Origin of the sequence: Mesonia maritima, from assembly GCF_042433895.1 — a bacterium.
In the GTDB taxonomy this organism is placed as follows: Bacteria; Bacteroidota; Bacteroidia; order Flavobacteriales; family Flavobacteriaceae; genus Mesonia; species Mesonia maritima.
The window spans coordinates 1,081,202-1,099,701 of record NZ_JBHLUA010000012.1 but is presented as its reverse complement, the minus strand read 5'-3'; the positions used below and the strand labels follow the sequence as shown (position 1 = coordinate 1,099,701).

Genomic DNA, 18,500 nt, shown 5'->3' with positions numbered 1-18,500 from the left:
AAAAGCCCTAATCAGATCTATAAAGAATTTTCATTGGGTCTAGACCCAATGAAAAAAGAAAAATTGTGTAATTTAGAGCTGTCCGAAAACGGGTAAGTCTTCAAGTCAACTTTAATATTATTCAATACATATCTATTAATATAGAACGTGTAAAATAATCGATTTTGAAGTCTATTTAGAGAAACTAATAACTAACAGGAGAATACTAATATTAAAAACTCAACAATTGAAGGCAGAAGCAATAGATAGTTGAAAAATTGAAAAATGATAACTATACGTGACAGCTTGATAAAAACAAAATATATAAATAATTAATAGTGTTCCCCTATTTAGAAGTCCTAATAGCGAACTTAGTTTAAATTTGATTTAAAATACAAAAAAGAAAAACTGCTACTTTGTAAACTTACTTTAAGAATAAAAAAAGAGCTTTTGGAAAACATAGTAGATTTTAAAATAAAATGGCCACATAAATTTTGTTCAAATGAAAAATGGAGAATGTAAAAAAAACGCTTCTAACAATTTACAAGATAAAACAACAAAAGAATATTTCGAATTTAAAAATGCTTCATTCAATTTCAAAACTCACAAATGGAGTTTAAAAAAATTTATAGAACACGTTAAAAATGAAAGTTACAAATATAGTACGCCCAATTATGCCGTAAGTGATTTTGAAAATAAAGTAAATACATATTTTAAAAAATACCCCAATAAGAAAGGTGAAGTATCCACAAGAAAATTTATTCAGACACTAAAACAAAGTAACAACCTAGATAGGTTTTTTGATTATAAAAAGAAGTTTAAACTTAAAAATAATAATGATAAAATTGAATTTCTATCTTTAATGAAACAAGCAAATAAATTTACAAATAATACTGACAAAAAAATGATTGAACATATACATCAATATTTTGACCTCGGTATAAAAAAAAGCACTTTAGAACGGATTTTTAGAGATAATTAATCTGAAAAAAAGCATTTATTTTTATCAGAAAACCATCATAAAAAGAGTAAATTCCAGTAATTCACTACCAAGTTTTTAATTATTTTACAATAATTAAAGCAAAATTTTATTACTTCATTTCTTATTTAAGCCCCTTAAATTTGTTTCATTAAAAAAAGGCAAAAGACTACCCGAAAGTAAATCTAATGCCCTTTGTGATATAGGAACTACAAAAGTATAATTTTTATCGGGTGGTTGATTAGCCAAAGTCTAATTTAACACCTTTACAAATGCAAACTTTACAAATCACATTACCTGAAAATGTATTGCAAGACCTTGCAAACATTAAACAACAACTTCAAGAACTTAAAAAAGAGTTTCAACCCAAAGAACCTACCAAGTATTTAACCCGTAATGAGGTTGCAAGAATGCTGAGTGTAGATGTCAGCACTGTTCATAATTGGAGTAAAAAAGGTATATTAAACCCAATAGGAATTGGCGCACGTGTGTATTACAAGCGTAAAGATTTAGAAAACGCATTTATAGAACTTCGAAAATAATATGTCAGGTAAACGTCCACTCCAATATATCACGTGTGCAGGCATTAAAACCCTGAAGTTAAAAAGCACACTACTTAATTATTGAGATATTTAATAACAACTGCAAGCTAGCCATTTATAAAAAACGGCTAATTTTCCAAAGCAAAAATATTAATTTGTGCTATAAGGAAAAGCCACCGACCAAAAAAATCATGGAAAATGAGTGTAGGGTTTAAACCCATCACACTACGAATGCTATTACAGCGATTTTTCATCAAGCATAAAGCAAAATTAAAATCTACAATAACGGATTTAAAAGAATTTATAATTAAAAAAGAGGGCATTACACCCTCTTTTTTAATTCAAACGAATATTAATTCCGGCAATGCATTACCATAAAAAAGTATATACTTTTCCTTTGATTGACTACACTAATTTATTGTTATTAATTACAAACCTTGAACGATTACAAAATTTCATTTTATCAAACCTTAAAGTCTTACTTTGAAAAAAATTCTCCGATAAATTGACGCACGAATAGAATAATAAAATAGGCTAATTTAAAACTTGCGTACAGATTTACGTACAATTTAATCGAGTAAAAACAAAAAAGCCTTGAAAATCAAAAGATTAACAAGGCTTTAAGTACTCGGGACGGGACTTGAACCCGTACGAACTAATGTTCATTGGATTTTAAGTCCAACGTGTCTACCAATTCCACCACCCGAGCCTATATATTTTAAATATTTAGACTATTTTTTACTTAGAGCGAAAAACGGGATTCGAACCCGCGACCTCCACCTTGGCAAGGTGGCGCTCTACCAACTGAGCTATTTTCGCGTAAAGCTTATGTAAAGAACTTTGTTGCTTAAATGCGGATGCAAATTTAAACTTTTTATTGTTTTACCAAAACCTTTTTCTTGAAAAAATTAAACTTTTTTTTCTTCTTTTCTCGAAGGTTTTAGCATTCGTTTAATTTCATTTAATTTCATTAGAGCTTCTACCGGCGTAAGTGTATCAATATCAAGATGTAATATTTCTTCTTTAATTTCTTCAAGCAAAGGATCATCTAATTGAAAAAAACTAAGCTGTGGTTCTTTTTCTGTAGCGGCTTTTAAATTTCCACTTAATTCTTCTCCTCCATGCGATTGTTCCAACTTTTTTAAGATCTTATTTGCGCGGTGTAAAACCTGTTGTGGCATTCCTGCCATTTTCGCCACATGAATCCCGAAACTATGTTCACTTCCACCGGGAACTAATTTCCGAAGAAATAACACATTATCTTTTAATTCCTTTACCGAAACATTGTAGTTTTTAATTCTTGGGAAGGTTTGCGTCATTTCATTCAATTCATGATAATGCGTTGCAAACAAGGTTTTCGCTTTTGCAGGATGCTCGTGTAAATATTCACTAATTGCCCAAGCGATTGAAATTCCATCATACGTACTTGTTCCACGACCAATTTCATCGAGCAACACCAAACTACGTTCGGAAATATTATTTAGAATATTGGCGGTTTCATTCATTTCTACCATAAATGTAGATTCGCCCATACTTATATTATCGCTCGCTCCTACTCTAGTAAAAATTTTATCGACCAAGCCAATTTCAGCAGCATCAGCCGGAACAAAACTTCCCATTTGTGCTAATAGAACGATTAAAGCAGTTTGCCGCAAAATTGCTGATTTACCACTCATATTAGGACCGGTAATCATTACAATTTGTTGATTTTCACGATCAAGCTTTAAATCATTGGTAATATAATTTTCACCAACCGGAAGTTGTTTTTCAATCACCGGATGACGACCTGCGGTAATCGACAAATCAAAACTTTCGGTTAAAACAGGTTTTGCGTAGTTTTCTTCTAAAGCGAGTTGTGCAAAACTTGACAGGCAATCTAAACGCGCAACTAAAAGCGCATTTTGCTGAACCGATTTTATATAATCATTCAGCCAAACTACCAATTTTGTAAAAAGCTGTTGTTCTAAGGCAAAAATCTTTTCTTCGGCGCCAAGAATTTTTGCTTCATATTCTTTTAATTCTTCTGTGATATAACGTTCTGCATTGACAAGCGTTTGCTTTCTTACCCAAGTTTCCGGAACTTTATCTTTATGTGAATTTCGCACTTCAATATAAAATCCGTAAACATTATTGCTGGCTATTTTTAAACTGGTAATTCCGGTCGCTTCAATTTCGCGTTGCAACATTTTATCAAGGTAATCTTTTCCTGAAAATGCGATTTTTCGCAAATCGTCTAATTCTTCAGAAAAACCGTCGGCTATTGCATTTCCTTTATTGATGTTTACCGGAGCCTCTTCTTTTAAAGCTTCGCTGATTTTTGTTCGCAATAATTCACAGGCGTGTAAATTATCTGAAATTCGATTTAAAGGTTCGCATTTCGCTTCTTTTGTCGCTTGTTTTATAGGAACAATTGCATCTAAAGAATTTTTAAGCTGAATAACTTCACGCGGGCTAATTTTTTGTGTCGCTACTTTAGAAATTAAACGCTCTAAATCGCTCATATTTTTAATTTGCGATTGCAACTGATCTTTTAACGCATTATTTTTTAGGAAAAATTCGACAACTTCATGGCGTTCAGAAATTTTCGCTAAGTTTTTTAAAGGAAGCGCCAACCAACGTTTTAACAATCTTCCGCCCATTGGCGAAATGGTTTTATCGATCACTTCTAAAAGCGTAACCGCTTGCGAAGCCGGCGAATGATAAAGTTCTAGATTTCTAATAGTAAACCGATCCATCCAAACATATTCTTCTTCAGCAATTCTCGCGATAGAAGAAAGATGCTGCAATTTATGATGTTGCGTTTCGCTTAAATAATATAAAATTGAACCCGAAGCAATAATTCCATCTTCTAACTGCTCAATTCCAAAGCCTTTTAATGAGTTTGTTTCAAAATGATTATGTAAAGTTTCTCTTGCATAATCAGGCTTAAAAACCCAATCTTCTAAATAAAATGTATGAAAGTTATCGCCGAATTTTTCGGTAAATAATTTCTTATGTTTTTTAGAAACTAAAACCTCACTCGGATTAAAGTTTTGCAATAATTTATCCAGATATTCCGTATTTCCTTGCGCGGTTAAAAATTCGCCGGTAGAAACATCAACAAAAGAAATTCCGCAATTTTTCTTTCCAAAGTGAACCGAACACAAAAAATTATTTGTCTTGCTCTGTAAAACTTCGTCATTTAAAGCCACGCCGGGCGTCACCAATTCCGTTACGCCACGTTTTACGATGGTTTTGGTTTGTTTCGGGTCTTCCAACTGATCACAAATCGCCACACGCTGTCCAGATTTTACCAACTTCGGCAAATACGTATTTAACGAATGATGAGGAAATCCAGCTAATTCTGTGCGCTCGCTACCGTTATTTCGGTTGGTGAGCACAATGTTTAAAATTTTTGCAGCTTTTACGGCATCTTCGCCAAAAGTTTCGTAAAAATCGCCTACTCGAAACAACAACATCGCATCGGGATATTTATGCTTTATCGCATAATATTGCTTCATTAACGGCGTAACTTTTGGGGCTTTTTTTGCTGACAAAATCTTGAATTTTAATTTCCGTAAAAATAAGCAATCCAATGTTTCATAAAAATCTTTCTACCAAAGACTTCTTATAAGTTATCAAATTTTGGGCGTTTCCCTTCGGGTCGGGCTTTTCGTTACAATCTTTTGTTCCGCTAGCTGCACAAAAGGATTTTCACTACAATCCCTAACGCGGGTTTAGTTTATAAATTTCAGTTAACAATCAGTAGTTTTTACTAGAATACACTTTAAAATTCTGACTTTGAAATTTTAAATTTTCGGTCTTTTTTCAGCTTTCATTTAACGCTTAACAGCTTAACTCTTTTACTCATTCACTTTTCAACTTTCAAACTTATTATTCAAATTATAAAGAGAATGAATACTTTTGCAACTATGGAAAACCGAAAGTTAAAGAACAGCGAGCTCGCCCGAAAATCAGTTTCCGCATTTAAAGAAGCTAAAAAAACACCTCTAATCGTTATCTTAGATAATGTAAGGAGTTTAAATAATATTGGTTCAGTTTTTAGAACAGCGGACGCTTTTTTAATCGAAAAAATTTACCTCTGCGGAATTACCGCAAAACCGCCACACAAAGATATCCATAAAACCGCTTTGGGCGCGACAGAAACCGTAGCTTGGGAATATGTAGAAAATACAACCGATTTAGTTGAGAAATTAAAACAAGAAAATATTCAGCTGTTAAGTATAGAACAAGCTGAAAATTCGGTAATGCTCGATAATTTTCAACCGGAAAAAGAAAAAAAATACGCAGTTATTTTTGGGAACGAAGTAAAAGGCGTTCAGCAGGAAATTGTTTCAGCAAGTCATCAAGTGATTGAAATTCCACAGTTTGGAAGTAAACATTCCCTTAATATTTCGGTAAGTGTTGGGGTTGTTTTGTGGGATTTATTTGCGAAAATGAAAAGTTAACTCTGCAATTGTTCTAAAACGGTTAAATAATCTTCACGCCGATTTACAAAATCGAGTTCAGAAATATCAATAATTTTCACATTTAAATGATGTTGTTTTTTAATGAAATCCAGATAGCCGTGGTTTATTTTCTCTAAATAATCTGGCGGAATTTTTTGCTCGTATTTTCTACCGCGTTTTTGAATATTTTCTAACAAACGATCCGTATTTTGATAGAGATAAACGTACAAATCTGGTTTTACCAAATCGTTATACATAATAGAAAACAACTTCTTATACAACCTAAATTCTTCTTCTTGCAAAGTGACTTCAGCAAAAATTAAGGATTTATAAACATCGTAATCGGCAACCACAAAATCGCTAAATAAATCGTATTGCGAAATATCGTCGATAAGTTGTTGGTAACGATCGGCTAAAAATGACATTTCCAGCGGAAACGCATAACGCGATTGGTCGTTATAAAATTTCGGCAAAAACGGATTGTCTTTAAATCGTTCGGTAATAAGTTTGGCTTGAAAATCTTGTGAAATCATTTCAGCTAAACTGGTTTTTCCGGCGCCAATATTTCCTTCTATCGCTAAATAATTATAGTTTTTTAAATTTATCTGCGGAATTTTAAGTGTTTCAGAAATTGCATCGATTGGTGAATCATCATTCGTTTCTTTTAATAATTGAAGCGTATTTTTTTGAAGTTTTGGATGCATTTTTTCCGACGCGATATCAATTAAAGGTTGCAAGACAAATTTTCGATTTGCCAAATGCGGATGCGGAATTTGCAAGTTTTCTTCAGCAATAATTTCTTCCGCATAATAAATAATATCAAGATCTATCGTTCTGTTTTGGTAGCCGTTTTCGCTTCGTTCTCTGCCTAAAATATGTTCGATTTCTAAAAGCCGATTTAAAGTTTGTTGGGCAGAAAATCGGGTTTTTACTTCCACACAAGCATTCAGGAATTCATTTCCTTGAAAACCTAAGGCGGGAGTTTTGTAAATGTTAGAAACCGCGCTTATTTCGCCTACTTTTTCAAAAATATAAGTTAACGCTTTTTGTAGATTTTCTAACTTTTTGCCTTCGTTGCTTCCGAGCGCGATGTATGTGAGAACAGGATTTTTCAAAAATTTAACATATTCAGCTTAACAATTTCACAGCAAATTAAGCAAAAGAAAAGCACATAAACCTAAATTTGTGAGGAAGAGTATCAACAAAAAAATAAGATTGGAGCAAAGGAAAAAGTTTACAGCATATAAAGTTTATCTTATTTTAAGTTCTTTGTTTATTGCGTCATTAGTGGTTTCTAACTTGATTTTTCAGAAGTTTTTCTATTGGGATTTTTTTGGAATTTACAGGTTCGAGATTTCGGTTGGTATTTTGCCGTATCCGGTCACTTTTTTAATTACCGATTTAATTAGTGAAATTTATGGTAAACAAAAAGCCAACCAAATTGTAACTGCAGGAATTTTCGCTTCATTATTTTCACTTTTAGTGATTTTGGTTTCTAGTGAAGTTCCCGCCACGAGTTGGTCGCCGGTTAACGATTCGCTTTTTAATAAAGTTTTTGGCGCCACAGCAATTGCAGTTAGCGCTTCAATGGCATCGTATTTATTGGCGCAATATATTGATATTCAATTATATCATTTTTGGAAAAAGTTTACAAAAGGAAAATATTTATGGCTACGGAATAACTTTTCAACCTTTACATCGCAATTTGTAGATACATTTACCGTATTGTTTTTGCTTTGTAGTTTTGGGCAAATTGATTGGAAATTATTTAGCGGTTTGCTTTTAAGCGGTTTCCTTTTTAAAGTTTTAATCGCTTTTTGTGACACGCCATTTTTATATATAGGAGTTTTTGCTTCGCGAAAATTCTTTGGATTGAAAAAAGAAGAAGAAATAAGTTTTGAATAAATAAATTATGAAAAAAGTATTAAAAATTGTCGGAATTGTTTTGCTCGTACTAATCGTACTTTTAATCGCAGCACCCTTTTTATTTCAAGGTCCGATAGAACGCGCGGTAAAAAAATCGATTAATAATAATATAAACGCCACCGTTTCTTGGGAAGATCTGGATTTAAGTCTTTTTAGCAGTTTTCCAGATGCCGAATTAAAACTGAAAAATATTAGTGTGATTAATAAAGCTCCTTTTGAAGGCGATACGCTCGCGACTAGTGAGCAATTGGGTTTAAGTTTAGGAATTCCGCAACTTTTAAAAGGCGGACCGTATAGCATAAATGAATTAAAATTAGACAATGCTTACATTAATATTAAAGTAGATTCGTTAGGAAATGCGAATTACGATATCGCTAAAAAAGATACTACAGCTACTTCTTCAGCAAACGGACAAACTTCTGAAAATGCGCTTTCGTTAGACGTTCAGCATTATGAAATTAATAATTCACGTATTAATTACCTAGACGAAAAAACAAAGACATTTTTAAGAATTACCGATTTCAATCACCAAGGAACCGGCGATTTTTCAGCAGATAAAACCACTTTAGAAACACAAACCGATGCGGTGGTTTCTTTTGAACTCGACAGCGTTAATTATTTAAACAAAAATACGCTAAAACTGGATGCAGATTTTGAAATGGATCTAGCAAATCAAAAATATACTTTCCTTGAAAATGAAGCGATGATTAATCAATTACCGCTTACATTTAATGGTTTTGTAAAGGTAAACGAGAATAATAACGAAATAGATATAAGCTTTAAAACGCCATCTTCAGACTTTAAAAACTTTTTAGCGGTAATTCCAGAAACTTATGCGAAAAATTTAGATGGTGTAGAAACGACGGGAGATTTTACAGTAAACGGAATAATTAAAGGAATTGTAGATGACAACAACATTCCTAAAATGGATATTTCTGTAAAAAGTTCTAACGCTTCCTTTAAATATGCTGAATTGCCAAAACGCGTTGAAAATATAAATCTAGATGCGACGCTTAAAAATGAAACCGGAAAATTACCCGATACGTATTTAGATTTAAATAAATTAAGCTTCAAAATTGATCAAGATGTTTTTAGTGCTAACGGAAATTTTAAAAATTTAACCGAGAATATGCTGGTAAATTTAGCCGTAAACGGAACGCTAAATTTAGCGAATCTAGAAAATGCTTATCCGCTGGAATTAGAACAAGACCTCAACGGAATTTTAACCGCTAATCTCACCACAAATTTTGATATGAATTCTATTGAGAAAGAAAATTATCAAAATGTACGCAGTAGTGGAAAAGCCAGCATTAGAAATTTCACCTATAGTTCGCCAGAAATTCCGAATAAAGTAAATATTTCTAAAGCGAGTTTAAACTTTAATACCCAGAAAGTTACTTTAGAAGAAATGCAAGTTGCTTCTGGAGAAACCGACGCGAATATTTCAGGAACGCTCGAAAATTTTATGGGTTATATTTTTGCCGATCAGGTTTTAAAAGGAAGGTTTAATGTAAAATCGAATACGTTTTCTGTAAACGATTTTATGGTTGCTCAAACTGAAAACAAGAGCGAAACTAACACAGAAAATTCTTCAGCTAAAACTGAAAAAACAACAACTACAACTTCAGAAGAAGCCATTAAAATTCCTTCATTTTTAGATGCGCGTTTAGACTTTACAGCGAATAAAGTTTTGTATGATAATTTAACGTTGAATAACGCGAAAGGAGCGTTAATTATTAAAGATGAAACCGCAAGGTTAGAAAATATTACCGCTTCAATTTTCGGCGGAAATATTGCCTTAAACGGAAATGTTTCAACTAAAAACACTCAGCCAACTTTCGATATGAATTTAGGGCTGAAAAGTATAAATATCGTTCAGTCGTTTAACGGTTTAGAGTTGCTGCAAAATTTAGCGCCAATCGCAAAAGCGCTACAAGGAAATTTAAGTACCGATATTAAACTAAACGGAAATTTAAATAACGATTTAACCCCAATTTTAACGTCGTTGGCTGGAGAAGCTTTTGCTCAAATTTTAAACGCAAAAGTAGATGCTGAACAAGCGCCACTATTAAATAGATTAAATGGTGAAATGAAATTTTTAAATCTAGATAATCTCAATTTAAACGATTTAAAAACTACGTTAAGTTTCAATAATGGGAATATTTCAGTAAAACCATTCGACTTTAATATTAAAGACATCAATATTTTAGTAAGCGGAAGTCACAGTCTTCAGAACACGATGAATTATAACCTGAAATTAGATATTCCTGCAAAATATTTAGGTTCAGAAATTAGTGGCGGTTTGGCGAAATTAACCGAAACCGATCTTGAAAACACGAAAATAAATCTTCCCGTAGCAATTTCAGGAACGTTTAATTCACCACAAGTAAACCTTAATTTAAAGCAAGCTACTAAAGAATTAAGTCAACAAATTATCGACAAACAAAAAGATAAGGTAAAAGATAAAATTAAGGATGAAGCAAAAGATAAATTGAATGATTTATTAGGCGGAGACAAGAAAAACGATAAAAATAATCCCGAAAAAACCGACGAAAAAAAGTCTGATGAAGAAAAAGTAAAAGATGCTGCCAAAGATATTTTAGGTGGAATCTTCGGTAAAAAGGACGAAAAAAAGGATAAAAAGTAATTCTTAAGCATTAAAAATCAGTTTTTTCTTGCTAGTTAAATTTAAAAGTAGTATCCTGCCCGTTGCAAAAAAATAAATCTAATTCGGGCTATGAGACAACTTAAAATTACAAAGCAGGTTACAAATCGAGAATCGGTATCATTAGATAAATATCTACACGATATCGGGAAAGTAGATTTAATTACTGCTGAAGAAGAAGTAGAGTTGGCTCAACGCATTCGAGAAGGCGATCAAGTGGCATTAGAAAAATTAACGACCGCCAACCTTCGTTTTGTAGTTTCTGTTGCGAAACAATACCAAAATCAAGGTTTAAAATTGCCCGATTTAATAAATGAAGGAAACGTAGGTTTGGTAAAAGCTGCAAAACGTTTCGACGAAACTCGTGGATTTAAATTTATTTCATACGCCGTTTGGTGGATTCGCCAATCTATTTTGCAAGCGCTAGCCGAACAATCTAGAATTGTTCGATTACCGCTCAATAAAATTGGTTCGATTAATAAAATAAATAAAGCATTTTCTCATTTAGAGCAAATGAATCAACGTCCGCCAACGCCAGAAGAAATCGCCAAAGAATTAGATATGACGGTTGCCGATGTAAAGCAATCTTTAAAAAATTCTGGTCGGCATTTATCGATGGACGCGCCTTTAAAAGACGGAGAAACATCAAACTTATATGATGTTGTAAATACTGGAGAATCACCAAATCCAGACGAAGGTTTAATCTTAGATTCTTTAAATATTGAAATAAACCGAGCCTTAGACACGCTTTCTATTCGCGAAGCCGACGTAATTCGTTTATTTTATGGGATTGGCGATCATCAACCGATGACGCTGGAAGAAATTGGAGAAACATTTGATTTAACTCGGGAACGCGTTCGTCAAATTCGTGAAAAAGGAATTCGAAAATTGCGCCAATCTTCAAAAAATAAAATCCTGAGAAAGTATTTAGGTTAAAAAACTTCTAAATCATTGAGTTTCTCAGCTATTCCGCTAGATTATTCGTATCTTGCGACACTTTTTGAAATTTAATTCAAATAAATTAGCCTTTAGAAAAATTCTAAACGGTATTCATATTAATAAAAACTCGTACATGTTAGTAGTTAAAGTAAAAGACGGAGAAAAAATTGAACGCGCTCTTAAGCGAATGAAAAGAAAGTTTAGAGATACAAAAGTGCTTCAAAATCTTCGTGATAATCAATATTACACAAAAAAATCTGTAGCTCGAAGAAAACAAATTCAGAAAGCATCTTACATTCAATCTATTAGAGATAAAGAAGACTTTTAGAATTTAATTAATAATGAACACTTTTACTCTTTATAACCGCGAGAATAAACCAAATGAAAATGAGCAAAAAACAATTGTTGATTTTTTGCACACTCATTTAGGAGTTTACGGTGATGATAAAAAAGATATTTTAAAGTGTTTGAAATTTGCAATAGGTGATTCAGGAAAGCATTCAGGAGGGTTTGTTCTTATTATAAAAGAGGAAGAAACCCTCAAAGGAATCACAATAATTAATGAAACCGGAATGTCGGGTTATATTCCTGAAAACATTTTGGTCTATATTGCCGTTAATCAAAATTTCCGCGGAAAAGGTATTGGTAAACAACTGATGGAAAAAGCCTTAGAAATTGCAAAAGGTGATGTTGCTTTACATGTAGATCATAACAACCCCGCTAAAAAACTCTATGAACGCTTAGGTTTTGAAAATAAATACCTTGAAATGCGGTACAAAAAATAATAAATGCCTATTCTAGACATCATTGTCTTTGTTATTTACCTTCTCTTAGTATTAGGAATAGGATTTTACTATTATAGAAAAAATAAAAACACCAACGATTATTATGTAGGCGGAAGAGACATGAGCAGTTTTCATGTAGGTCTTTCTGTTGTTGCCACCGATGTTGGAGGCGGATTTTCAATTGGTTTAGGTGGTCTCGGTTTTATGATGGGACTTTCCGGTTCTTGGATGCTCTTTACAGGATTAGTCGGAGCTTGGTTAAGTGCAGTTTTTCTAATTCCGAAAGTTCTTAATCGCGCAAGAGATTTAAATTTTTTAACCTTTCCACAATTACTAAAAGATACGTTCGGTAAAAATGTAGCGCTCACTGCCGGAATTATTTCATTCATCGGCTATTTAGGATTTACTTCTTCTCAACTTTTAGCCGGCGCAAAATTAGCAGTAGGTACTTTTCCGGATTTAAGTTTAGAACACGCACTTTATATTATGGGCGTTGTCGCTGTGGTTTACACGGTTTTTGGCGGAATTAAAGCCGTAATTTATACTGATACTTTTCAATGGTCAATTTTAATGATCGGATTAATTTTTGTAGGAATTCCTATAGCCTATTCTTATTTAGGTGGCTATGATGCTATTGTAAATTCATTACCTGATTCTTTATTTAGTTTAACGAATGTTTCTTGGGTTCAGTTAATAAATTGGTTTATTACCATAGTTCCCATTTGGTTTGTAGGAATGACGCTTTACCAACGAATTTATGCTTGTAAAGATGAAAAAACCGCAAAAAAAGCGTGGTACATTGCCGGTTTATTTGAATATCCGGTAATGGCTTTTATGGGAATTATTTTAGGACTAATGGCTCGCGTAGGTGTTGAACAAGGAATTTTTGCGAGCGAAGGTTTTGTAAATGCTGCTAATATGGATCCGGAGATTGGTTTACCAATGCTACTGAAAACTATTTTACCTGCCGGATTAATGGGATTAATGCTTTCAGCTTATTTTTCAGCAATTATGTCGACCGCAGATAGTTGTTTACTCGCGGCTTCCGGAAATTTTGTAACCGATATTTTAGGTTTAAAACAAGAAAATCCGAAAGCTATTAAAATTTCACAAATAGTAACATTTTTTATTGGGTTTTCAGCAATTCTAATCGCTACTTTTATGACCAGCGTATTAGATTTAATGCTCCTCTCCTATTCGTTTATGGTTTCTGGTTTATTAGTTCCGGTTTTAGCGATGCTATTTTCAAAAAAACCAAAACCGCTAGCCGCTTTTATTGCAATGTTTGTAGGCGGTTTTTCAACATTAACGCTTAGTTTTTTAGAAATTTCGATTCCATTAGGTTTCGACCCAATTTTAATTGGGGTTTTCGCTTCACTCTTAGTATATTTAATAGTAAAAAAATAATCAATGGCATACGTTACACTCAACAGAACATCACTAAAGCACAACTATAATTATTTGCAAGATCTATTCAGTAAAAATGATATGGAATGGGCTCCGGTGTTAAAAATGCTCTGCGGAAATAAAACGTATTTAGATTTTATTCTCTCATTGGGAGATGAACAAGTTTGCGATGCACGATTGGGAAATTTAAAAACAATTAAAAAACTAGATCCGAAAAAGGAAACGATTTATATAAAACCACCGGCAAAAGATAGTATTGAAGATGTTATTAAATATGCAGATATAAGTTTTAATACTGAATTTATTACCATTAAATGGCTTTCTGAAGAAGCGCAACGCCAAAACACGACGCACCGAATTATTATTATGATCGAGTTAGGCGATCTTCGGGAAGGAATTATGGGAGAATCACTAATGGATTTTTACCGACGCGTATTTGAACTTCCTAATATTGAAGTGGCAGGAATTGGTGCGAATTTAAATTGTTTAAACGGCGTGATGCCAAGTAAAGATAAATTGATTCAATTAAGTTTATACGAACAATTAATTGAAGCTAAATTCGGTAAAAAAATAAAAGGCGTTTCCGGCGGATCTTCAGTTATGGTTCCACTTTTAATGAAAGGGCAAATTCCAAAAGGAGTAAATCATTTTAGAATTGGAGAAACTTTATTTCTAGGAACCGATTTATTTGAAAATAAAACAATTCCCGATATGAAAGATGACGTATTTATGCTTCATTCTGAAATTATCGAAATTACCGAAAAACCTGTTGTTCCTTACGGAATTATGGAAGAAAACCCTTCCGGAGAAATGACAGAAATTAATGAAGAAGAATACGGAACCACTCAAAAACGTGCCATTTTAGATATTGGTTTGCTTGATATTTCTAAGGTAGATTTTTTAAAACCTACGGAAAAAGATTTAGAATTTATTGGTGCAAGTTCAGATATGTTAGTGCTCGATGTTAGCAAAACTGTAAAAGACCACAAAGTTGGCGATGTGATCAGTTTTAAAATGAGTTATATGGGAGCGCTTCGAGTGATGAATTCAAAATATATTAAAAAGGAATTGATTGATTAATTCTATTTGATTTCCAAATTCACCACATAACCTTCATTGCTTCGTACATTGAAAACGGTGTTGTCTTCAAAAATTAAATATTGACCTTTTATTCCTTTTAATTTTCCTTCGTAATCCAATTTTTTATTGAGATTTAAGCTCTTCAATTTCGTGGGATATTGCAACACAGGAAATTCAATTTCAGTTTCCTTATTATTTTCAATGAAATATTCTTTTGCTTCTTCGGGAATAAATTGCTTTAAAGCCTCGCGTTTTTCTTCTAAATTCACATCTTCAATTTCATTTTTAAGCATCGCACGCCAATTGGTTTTATCGGCTACATGTTCTTTTAAAGCAACTTCTGTAATTCCGGCTAAATAGCGGTTAGGAACTTCTACAATTTCTATGGCTTCGTGCGCTCCTTGATCTATCCAACGCGTAGGAACTTGTGTTTTACGCGTCACACCAACTTTTATATTGCTCGAATTTGCCAAATAAACAATATGAGGCTGTAATTGCACTTTCTTTTCATATTCTAAATCTCGGTCTTCTTCATCTAAATGTGCTTTACTGAGTTCGGGACGCATAATCCAATCGCCAGCTCTGGCAGTTTCATAAAAGCAATCGTAACAAAATCCTTGACGAAAAATCTTTTTGTCTTCTCCACAATTTAAACATTGATATTTTAGAAAATGAATTCCTATTGTTTTATCCAACAGTTGATTCATATGAATAAAATCATCTTCAAAAATTAAGTAATATTGAATTGGGGAAGCAAACTCTGTTTTCATTTTTCTCAAGACACCTTGAAATTGCATATTTTTTTTTCTTTTATTTGTTAAGCACTTTTCAGGAGCATAAAATTATTTTATTTTTATACTCAACTAACCAGGTTTAAATATACGTGATTCCATGCCAATTCCTATTGTAAATTCTATTGCTTCTTGGTTTTTAAAGAAGCGCATCCATCAAATGGAACTTTTTGTAAAGTATCCGCAAGAGGTTCAATTAGAACTTTTACACCGACTTATTGGAAGAGCAAAATTTACAGAAATAGGAAAACAATATGACTTTCAATCTATTAAAACTTATAAAACTTTTGCTGAACGCGTACCGATACAAACTTACGAAGATTTTGAACCTTTAATTGAACGTTCGCGTCGTGGCGAAAATAATATTTTCTGGCCAACACCTATAAAATGGTTTGCTAAATCCAGCGGAACCACGAATGCAAAAAGTAAATTTATTCCGGTTAGTCAAGAATCCTTAGAAGATTGTCATTACGCGGCAAGTAAAGATTTACTCTGTTTATATTTAAACAACAATCCAGATTCTCAGCTTTTTACAGGAAAAAGTTTACGCCTAGGCGGAAGCAAAGAATTATACGAAGAAAACGGAACTGTTTTCGGAGATCTTTCAGCTATTTTAATCGACAATATGCCGTTTTGGGCAACGTTTAGCAGCACACCAAACAATGAAATATCATTGATGAGTGATTTTGAAAAAAAGATGCAAGCAGTGGTCGATCATACTATTCAGGAAAAAGTAACTAGTATTGCCGGGGTTCCTTCTTGGATGTTGGTTTTATTAAATCGCGTTTTAGAAACTACTCACAAAACTACATTACCCGAAGTTTGGCCAGAATTAGAGGTTTATTTTCACGGCGGCGTAAGTTTTGAACCTTATGCTGAACAATACAAAAAAATTATTCCGAAAGATAATTTTAGGTATTATGAAATCTACAATGCTTCGGAAGGATTTTTTGCCGTGCAAGATTTAAATAACAGCAAAGAATTATTGTTAATGCTTGATTACGGAATTTTTTACGAATTTATTCCGATGGATACTTATGGAACTTCTGATGAAAAAATTATTTCACTAAATGAAGTTGAATTAAATACAAACTACGCAATTATTCTTACTACAAATGCCGGTTTATGGCGTTACAAAGTTGGTGATACGGTAAAATTCACTTCACTTTCTCCTTATAGAATTAAAGTTACCGGGAGAACAAAACACCACATTAACGCATTTGGCGAAGAATTAATTATTGAAAATGCCGAAGAAGCACTTCGAAAAGCCAGTAAACTAACCGATTGCGAAATTGTAGATTATACTGCCGCGCCTATTTTTATGGAAGGAAATAAAAAAGGAGCGCACGAATGGATTGTAGAATTTAAAAAAGCACCGGAAAATATTCATCATTTTATTGAATGTTTAGACAAAACCCTACAAACGCTTAACAGCGATTACGAAGCAAAACGAACAAACAATACAACCTTAAACATTCTTCAGCTTCACCAAGCTAAAACCGGACTTTTCTATGATTGGTCTAAAAAACACAATAAACTCGGCGGTCAACATAAAATTCCCAGATTATCTAATAAGCGAAATTATGTGGAAGAATTGCTGGAAATGAATCGATAAAAAAAGCCGATAATTTCTTATCGAACTTTTTCTAATTTTTGTTCTATTTATAAATTTTTAGCAACTTTTTCTACGGCTTGAATAGTAAAATCCAAATCGTCATAGGTTAAGGCATCGGTTAAAAACCAGGTTTCGAAAGCACTTGGCGCTATGTAAATTCCTTCATCCATCATTCCGCGGAAAAAGCTTTTAAAACGCTCGTTATTTCCACTCGCTGCCGATTTAAAATCAGTAATTTTTTCTTCTGAAAAATGAACTGAAATCATTGAACCTTTTCTATTTATCGTATGCGTTATTTTATGGTCGATTAAGGCTTTTTCAATTCCTTCATGTAAATACGCTGTTTTTTCAGCAAGACTTTTAAAAATTTCAGGATGCTCATAAAGTTCAGTAAGCACAGTTAGTCCCGCAGCCATCGCTAAGGGATTCCCGCTTAAAGTTCCGGCTTGATAAACTGGACCGGTAGGAGCTAAATAATCCATAATTTCATTTCGAGCAGTAAAAGCCCCAACAGGTAAACCGCCGCCAATTACTTTTCCGAAAGCAACAATATCTGCATTTACATTTAGTAATTCTTGTGCTCCACCTTGTGCAAGACGGAAACCTGTCATTACCTCGTCAAAAACTAAAAGGATATCATTTTTATCGCAAAGTTCTCGCAATCCTTCTAAGAAACCATCTTTTGGTGGAATACAGCCCATATTTCCTGCCACGGGTTCTAATATTATGCAGGCGATTTCATTTTTATTCGCTTCAATTAATTCTTTTACATTTTCGAGATTATTAAAATCGGCTAAAAGCGTGTCTTGTGCCGTTCCTTTGGTAACTCCCGGACTATTTGGTGTTCCAAACGTAACAGCGCCACTTCCGGCTTGAATTAAAAATGAATCGCTATGCCCATGATAGCAACCGGCAAATTTTATGATTTTATCTTTTCCTGTAAATCCTCTTGCTAAGCGAACAGCGCTCATACAAGCTTCCGTTCCACTATTTACCATTCGAATTTTATCGATATTCGGAACCATTTTTACCGCTAATTCTGCGATTTTGGTTTCAATTTCGGTGGGAGTTCCAAAGGAAGTTCCTTGTTTTGTTTTTTCAATAACAGCTTCCGTGACTTTTGGATGCGCGTGACCTAAAATCATAGGTCCCCAAGAATTGATATAATCTATATATTTATTTTCGTCTTCATCGTATAAATAAGCGCCTTTTGCTTTTTTTATAAAAATGGGATCGCCACCAACAGCGTTAAATGCTCGAACGGGTGAATTTACGCCGCCTGGAATATATTGTTTTGCTTCATTAAATAATTGACTACTTCGGGTATATCTCATAAATAGATTT

The 18,500-nt window shown here is 33.2% G+C and carries 16 protein-coding genes and 2 tRNA genes; 12 read left to right on the top strand and 6 right to left on the bottom strand.

Features of this window, described 5'->3' with window-relative positions:
- The first annotated feature begins 481 nt into the window (after positions 1-481).
- The 3 genes from ACFFGL_RS11835 (at position 482) to ACFFGL_RS11825 (ending at position 1,878) form a co-directional block, all read left to right on the top strand.
- Positions 482-961, top strand: coding sequence for a hypothetical protein (locus ACFFGL_RS11835; RefSeq protein WP_309729796.1), 480 nt, complete (start codon positions 482-484; stop codon positions 959-961).
- Positions 962-1,230: 269 nt separating this feature from the next.
- Positions 1,231-1,500, top strand: coding sequence for a helix-turn-helix domain-containing protein (locus tag ACFFGL_RS11830; protein ID WP_309729793.1), 270 nt, complete (start codon positions 1,231-1,233; stop codon positions 1,498-1,500).
- Positions 1,501-1,698: 198 nt separating this feature from the next.
- Positions 1,699-1,878 (top strand): hypothetical protein, encoded by a 180-nt coding sequence (locus ACFFGL_RS11825; protein WP_309729791.1) that lies wholly within the window; start codon positions 1,699-1,701, stop codon positions 1,876-1,878.
- Between the two features lie 247 nt (positions 1,879-2,125).
- Here the strand turns inward: ACFFGL_RS11825 and ACFFGL_RS11820 are convergent.
- From ACFFGL_RS11820 to mutS, 3 genes are all read right to left on the bottom strand, one after another.
- Positions 2,126-2,209, bottom strand: a tRNA-Leu gene (locus ACFFGL_RS11820).
- 37 nt (positions 2,210-2,246) lie between these two features.
- A tRNA-Gly gene (locus tag ACFFGL_RS11815) sits at positions 2,247-2,319 on the bottom strand.
- Positions 2,320-2,408: 89 nt separating this feature from the next.
- Positions 2,409-5,000, bottom strand: a complete 2,592-nt coding sequence (gene mutS, locus ACFFGL_RS11810) for a DNA mismatch repair protein MutS (protein ID WP_309729810.1) — start codon at positions 4,998-5,000, stop codon at positions 2,409-2,411.
- Between the two features lie 411 nt (positions 5,001-5,411).
- Here mutS and ACFFGL_RS11805 point away from each other — a divergent pair, with 411 nt between their 5' ends.
- Positions 5,412-5,948 carry an RNA methyltransferase gene (locus tag ACFFGL_RS11805; protein WP_309729806.1) on the top strand — a complete coding sequence of 179 codons (537 nt, stop codon included), beginning with the start codon at positions 5,412-5,414 and terminating at the stop codon, positions 5,946-5,948.
- Here the strand turns inward: ACFFGL_RS11805 and folK are convergent.
- On the bottom strand, positions 5,945-7,063 hold the full coding sequence (gene folK, locus ACFFGL_RS11800) for a 2-amino-4-hydroxy-6-hydroxymethyldihydropteridine diphosphokinase (protein WP_309729788.1): 1,119 nt from the start codon (positions 7,061-7,063) through the stop codon (positions 5,945-5,947). The genes ACFFGL_RS11805 and folK overlap by 4 nt on opposite strands.
- 100 nt (positions 7,064-7,163) lie before the next feature.
- Here folK and ACFFGL_RS11795 point away from each other — a divergent pair, with 100 nt between their 5' ends.
- From ACFFGL_RS11795 to ACFFGL_RS11765, 7 genes are all read left to right on the top strand, one after another.
- Positions 7,164-7,853 (top strand): queuosine precursor transporter, encoded by a 690-nt coding sequence (locus tag ACFFGL_RS11795; RefSeq protein WP_309729786.1) that lies wholly within the window; start codon positions 7,164-7,166, stop codon positions 7,851-7,853.
- A 7-nt stretch (positions 7,854-7,860) separates the two neighbouring features.
- The gene (locus tag ACFFGL_RS11790) at positions 7,861-10,521 is read left to right on the top strand and encodes an AsmA family protein (protein ID WP_309729783.1); all 2,661 of its coding nucleotides are present in this window, start codon (positions 7,861-7,863) and stop codon (positions 10,519-10,521) included.
- A 90-nt stretch (positions 10,522-10,611) separates the two neighbouring features.
- Positions 10,612-11,475 (top strand): sigma-70 family RNA polymerase sigma factor, encoded by an 864-nt coding sequence (locus ACFFGL_RS11785; RefSeq protein ID WP_309729780.1) that lies wholly within the window; start codon positions 10,612-10,614, stop codon positions 11,473-11,475.
- A gap of 136 nt (positions 11,476-11,611) precedes the next feature.
- Positions 11,612-11,806: a 30S ribosomal protein S21 gene (rpsU, locus tag ACFFGL_RS11780; RefSeq protein ID WP_309729778.1), complete on the top strand. Its 195-nt coding sequence runs from the start codon at positions 11,612-11,614 to the stop codon at positions 11,804-11,806.
- A gap of 13 nt (positions 11,807-11,819) precedes the next feature.
- The gene (locus ACFFGL_RS11775) at positions 11,820-12,263 is read left to right on the top strand and encodes a GNAT family N-acetyltransferase (RefSeq protein WP_309729777.1); all 444 of its coding nucleotides are present in this window, start codon (positions 11,820-11,822) and stop codon (positions 12,261-12,263) included.
- A 3-nt stretch (positions 12,264-12,266) separates the two neighbouring features.
- Complete coding sequence (locus tag ACFFGL_RS11770) at positions 12,267-13,670, top strand: sodium:solute symporter family protein (RefSeq protein WP_309729775.1); 1,404 nt, start codon at positions 12,267-12,269, stop codon at positions 13,668-13,670.
- Between the two features lie 3 nt (positions 13,671-13,673).
- On the top strand, positions 13,674-14,750 hold the full coding sequence (locus ACFFGL_RS11765; RefSeq protein ID WP_309729772.1) for an alanine/ornithine racemase family PLP-dependent enzyme: 1,077 nt from the start codon (positions 13,674-13,676) through the stop codon (positions 14,748-14,750).
- A 2-nt stretch (positions 14,751-14,752) separates the two neighbouring features.
- Here the strand turns inward: ACFFGL_RS11765 and ACFFGL_RS11760 are convergent, their stop codons facing one another.
- A complete protein-coding gene (locus ACFFGL_RS11760) occupies positions 14,753-15,547 on the bottom strand; it encodes a DUF2797 domain-containing protein (protein WP_309729771.1) in 795 nt (264 codons plus the stop codon).
- A 94-nt stretch (positions 15,548-15,641) separates the two neighbouring features.
- Here ACFFGL_RS11760 and ACFFGL_RS11755 point away from each other — a divergent pair, with 94 nt between their 5' ends.
- On the top strand, positions 15,642-17,156 hold the full coding sequence (locus ACFFGL_RS11755; RefSeq protein WP_309729769.1) for a GH3 auxin-responsive promoter family protein: 1,515 nt from the start codon (positions 15,642-15,644) through the stop codon (positions 17,154-17,156).
- Positions 17,157-17,203: 47 nt separating this feature from the next.
- On the opposite strand, the gene hemL is transcribed toward ACFFGL_RS11755, so the two are convergent.
- On the bottom strand, positions 17,204-18,490 hold the full coding sequence (gene hemL, locus ACFFGL_RS11750; protein ID WP_309729766.1) for a glutamate-1-semialdehyde 2,1-aminomutase: 1,287 nt from the start codon (positions 18,488-18,490) through the stop codon (positions 17,204-17,206).
- Positions 18,491-18,500 lie beyond the last annotated feature (10 nt).

What these genes read in the sequence shown, in the direction of transcription:
- ACFFGL_RS11835 (WP_309729796.1), top strand. Translation starts at nt 482, where the DNA reads ATGAAAAATGGAGAATGTAAAAAAAACGCTTCTAACAATTTACAAGAT.
- ACFFGL_RS11830 (WP_309729793.1), top strand. Translation starts at nt 1,231, where the DNA reads ATGCAAACTTTACAAATCACATTACCTGAAAATGTATTGCAAGACCTT.
- ACFFGL_RS11825 (WP_309729791.1), top strand. Translation starts at nt 1,699, where the DNA reads ATGAGTGTAGGGTTTAAACCCATCACACTACGAATGCTATTACAGCGA.
- mutS (WP_309729810.1), bottom strand. Translation starts at nt 5,000, where the DNA reads ATGAAGCAATATTATGCGATAAAGCATAAATATCCCGATGCGATGTTG.
- ACFFGL_RS11805 (WP_309729806.1), top strand. Translation starts at nt 5,412, where the DNA reads ATGGAAAACCGAAAGTTAAAGAACAGCGAGCTCGCCCGAAAATCAGTT.
- ACFFGL_RS11790 (WP_309729783.1), top strand. Translation starts at nt 7,861, where the DNA reads ATGAAAAAAGTATTAAAAATTGTCGGAATTGTTTTGCTCGTACTAATC.
- ACFFGL_RS11785 (WP_309729780.1), top strand. Translation starts at nt 10,612, where the DNA reads ATGAGACAACTTAAAATTACAAAGCAGGTTACAAATCGAGAATCGGTA.
- rpsU (WP_309729778.1), top strand. Translation starts at nt 11,612, where the DNA reads ATGTTAGTAGTTAAAGTAAAAGACGGAGAAAAAATTGAACGCGCTCTT.
- ACFFGL_RS11775 (WP_309729777.1), top strand. Translation starts at nt 11,820, where the DNA reads ATGAACACTTTTACTCTTTATAACCGCGAGAATAAACCAAATGAAAAT.
- ACFFGL_RS11770 (WP_309729775.1), top strand. Translation starts at nt 12,267, where the DNA reads ATGCCTATTCTAGACATCATTGTCTTTGTTATTTACCTTCTCTTAGTA.
- ACFFGL_RS11765 (WP_309729772.1), top strand. Translation starts at nt 13,674, where the DNA reads ATGGCATACGTTACACTCAACAGAACATCACTAAAGCACAACTATAAT.
- ACFFGL_RS11760 (WP_309729771.1), bottom strand. Translation starts at nt 15,547, where the DNA reads ATGCAATTTCAAGGTGTCTTGAGAAAAATGAAAACAGAGTTTGCTTCC.
- ACFFGL_RS11755 (WP_309729769.1), top strand. Translation starts at nt 15,642, where the DNA reads ATGCCAATTCCTATTGTAAATTCTATTGCTTCTTGGTTTTTAAAGAAG.
- hemL (WP_309729766.1), bottom strand. Translation starts at nt 18,490, where the DNA reads ATGAGATATACCCGAAGTAGTCAATTATTTAATGAAGCAAAACAATAT.